At 33.0% G+C, this 3,229-nt stretch carries 5 protein-coding genes and 1 tRNA gene; 3 read left to right on the top strand and 3 right to left on the bottom strand.

Annotated features, from left to right (window positions below; all coding sequences use genetic code 11):
* The first annotated feature begins 227 nt into the window (after window positions 1-227).
* Together AVJ19_RS20670 and AVJ19_RS20675 are read left to right on the top strand one after the other, a co-directional pair.
* Window positions 228-539, top strand: coding sequence for a hypothetical protein (locus AVJ19_RS20670; protein ID WP_111861381.1), 312 nt, complete (start codon window positions 228-230; stop codon window positions 537-539).
* Window positions 536-1,450, top strand: a complete 915-nt coding sequence (locus AVJ19_RS20675; protein ID WP_111861382.1) for a DNA adenine methylase — start codon at window positions 536-538, stop codon at window positions 1,448-1,450. Before AVJ19_RS20670 ends, AVJ19_RS20675 begins: the two co-directional genes overlap by 4 nt.
* Here AVJ19_RS20675 and AVJ19_RS20680 read toward each other — a convergent pair.
* A complete protein-coding gene (locus AVJ19_RS20680) occupies window positions 1,389-2,096 on the bottom strand; it encodes an HNH endonuclease (RefSeq protein WP_111861383.1) in 708 nt (235 codons plus the stop codon). The two genes, AVJ19_RS20675 and AVJ19_RS20680, sit on opposite strands and share 62 nt — an antisense overlap.
* Before the next feature lie 160 nt (window positions 2,097-2,256).
* Between AVJ19_RS20680 and AVJ19_RS20685 the strand changes: the two genes are divergently transcribed.
* Window positions 2,257-2,332: transfer RNA gene (locus AVJ19_RS20685), tRNA-Gly, on the top strand.
* Between the two features lie 231 nt (window positions 2,333-2,563).
* Here AVJ19_RS20685 and AVJ19_RS20690 read toward each other — a convergent pair.
* Window positions 2,564-2,989, bottom strand: a complete 426-nt coding sequence (locus AVJ19_RS20690; protein WP_111861384.1) for a conjugal transfer protein TraD — start codon at window positions 2,987-2,989, stop codon at window positions 2,564-2,566.
* Window positions 2,990-3,034: 45 nt separating this feature from the next.
* Window positions 3,035-3,229: hypothetical protein (locus AVJ19_RS22375; protein WP_213067279.1), on the bottom strand; the 195-nt coding region annotated here is incomplete at its 5' end.

A 3,229-nucleotide genomic window follows, 5' to 3' on the forward strand; every position in this document is an offset into this window, starting at 1 on the left:
CTCCGAAGCCAAATATATATAGGTAAATCGGCAATACTTAGGGGATATGTCATTTTTTTAAATGACAGCCCTTAGGGTGAGTATTGCCGAAACTCTCTCAACCGTTCACCAAAGCCAAAGCACGAAGTGCGACGCTGTGGGGAATGTTGAGAGAGTTGAGAGTATTTATTCAGATAAGAGACTTTGAATGTTAAATAGGGCATGCTATTGACAATAGCATGCCCATAATGTTTACAATAGCATGCTTTGTTTTAATGAGTATTTCTTTTATGTTCTCTTTTTCTAAACCTAGTATTATTGAAAATACTGCTGTTGATATATTAAAAAATCATCCTAATGGTTTGTTATCTACTGAATTAGTAAAAATGATAAAAGAAAAAGAACCTACTAAATTAACTGGTAAAAATCCTATTAAATCTTTTTATTCGATAATTTATAGAAGAGAGAGAAAAAGAGAAATTTTAAAGTTATCTACTTTATTTATTATTAAACAAGAAAATAAACAACTTTTATATAAACTAAATGAGGGATCTGAATGATGAAAGTTCCTCATGTTTTACCCTATCAAGGTAGTAAAAGAAAACTAGCAAATCAAATTTTAGATCTTGTTAATTTTAAAATAGATACGTTATATGAGCCATTTGCTGGATCCGCAGCAATCACCATTGCAGCAGCTAATATGGGATTGGCTGAAAGATATATATTTGGTGATAAGTTAGAAGTAATTTCTGATTTGTGGGATTTAATTATCAATGATCCTATTGCAATAAGCCAAAAATATACAGCTATTTGGAACAATCAGTTGGATGATCCAACTGGGTATTATTATGATATCCGTAGCCAATTTAATGAATCACATGACCCATGTCTTTTTCTATATTTAGCTGCAAGATGTGTAAAGAATGCTGTCAGATTTAATAGCTCAGGTGAGTTTAATCAGGGAATGGACAAGAGACGTTTAGGAACTAATCCAGATAAAATTACTAAAGAAATTTTAAAAGTTTCAGAACTTTTAAAAAATAAAGCTGAACTTAGAAAGGGTAATTTTTCTGAAATTATAAAAGATGCTTTACCGAGTGATTTAATTTATATGGATCCTCCTTGGCAAGGTACAAGTAACAAGGCAAATCCTAGATATGCTCATCTATTAGATTTAGATGAGTTAATTGCAAACTTTGAAGATCTGAATAACAGACAAATACCTTACATGGTTAGTTTTGATGGGGTATGTGGTGATAAAAGTTATGGAAAAGACCTTCCTGAGCATTTAAAAATGAAAAAATTATTATTAAATGCAGGAAGATCTACGCAATCTACATTGTTAGGAGGTAATTCGATAACTTTAGAGTCTCTTTATCTATCAGAAGCATTTTTAGATAAATCTAATTTTAATGACCACGTATCAGAAACTCTTTTAATGTCAAACCCTCAGCTTGAGCTTGTTGTGTAATTTCTTCTAACTTTTGAACTTCTTTTTCCCCTTGAAAAATTAAATCTACTCTTTTTTCATGTCTTAATGCTACATGGGTATATTCATCAGGATATGCCCAATAGCAAGTCCTACAAGTATTTAAGTCTCGATTAACTAGCAAATTTGAACAGTGTTCACATTCCCAAGATTTTTGTCTTTGAGCAGAAGCACTTAGCAACATAAAATGTTCAGGAGAACGTTCAGTTCCTGATGTTTCACCAGCTACTTCATACGGTATTCTATGGTCAATCTGTAAATATCTAGAGTCGTAGTTTTCTAAAGTAATGGCACATTTTGAGCCATATTTGTCTATTAATTTTTGTTTGAATGCCTTAGAAAAGATAACTCGTCCACCTAGTTTATTATCTTGAATATCATCTGGATTACCGAAGATATAAGCTCCTATACTTCTACCATTGGAACCCATAACTTTGATAGTTTCGAGAGGAATGCCTTGCTCACGAACATCACGTGCTGCTCTAGGAGGATGGTCATAACCATATATATTTTTTAGCTCTTCTGTAGAAATTGAACCATATTTAATAATATGGTCAATGACTGTTTTCGCACGTTTAGCCGTAATTTTCTGTGCGTGAGCTAAAATCCTGGGATCTATTGAAGCCATTAGAATATGAGTCCATTTTTTAAAACGCTATCTTTTCATGGATATGAGTATTTTTCCTACAAATAAGCTTTTCTCTCTAGTTTTTTGTTCAAAAAACAATTAAATAGCATTCTATAAGTTTGATCTATATCTTAGATAATTCATATAATATGAATATATTGCGGGAATAGCTCAGTTGGTAGAGCATAACCTTGCCAAGGTTGGGGTCGGGAGTTCGAGTCTCCTTTCCCGCTCCAGAATATAAAAAAGCCTCAGTTTTGACTGAGGCTTTTTTTTATTAATTAATATTTCTAAAATTAACATAATGCACGTTATACGAAATGCTTATATTTTTTCTTTATTTTTCAAAGCTATAATGCAATCTTTAAAGCCCCTTTTCTCCAATCGGGGCTTTTTTTATGATTTTTCATGTTCCACGCTTATTTATTAAACAATGTTCCACGGTTTTAAGTAGCTTAACTGCATAATCAATTACTTTGTTTTTCAGTCTTTTTACGTTGATTTAACACCTCTTGACCTAAGTCTTTCCAAATCTGCCATTTCATATCGTTAGGATCAATCTCCGCTGTTTTAAGTAGTATACCGAGCAGTTCGGCGGGGTCCCGTTTATCCAGGTTAGCAATTTCAAACAGTGCGCCTAACTGAATCAAGTGACGAGTACGTGCTTTACGTTCAGCCTCTTTTTCAGCATTCAATAATTTTCTAACCACGACCTTTTGCTTATTTGCTCGATCTATGGCTTTTTCTGCTTTGATCAGTGCATTTAATTTTTTTTCTTGTTCAGGTGTTCGATATTGAATTTGAGCAATTTCCAATAAAAGTTTTTGAGCATCACTCGGATTTTTTAAAGCAGAAATATAGGTTAGTCTTTCTGAAAGCCATTCATTCGTCATATTCAATTCCTTAAGTCAGATACCGCATAAGCACAGGCTCAATTCTCAAAGAACGATAACAAAATAATTACGTCCAATGTCCGCAATTTTGTTAAAGTTCGTTCTAGAAAATTTCGCCTGTACTTCCATCAAAAATTTGATGGCGCGCTTAGACGTCTCAATTTCATTGAGAAACCTAAGCACGTTAGGGACTTCATCCCTAAAACCCTGAAACTTCTTTTTTTCGTAAATTTTCAATTT

Source organism: Acinetobacter sp. CFCC 10889, from assembly GCF_003268395.1.
GTDB lineage: Bacteria > Pseudomonadota > Gammaproteobacteria > Pseudomonadales > Moraxellaceae > Acinetobacter.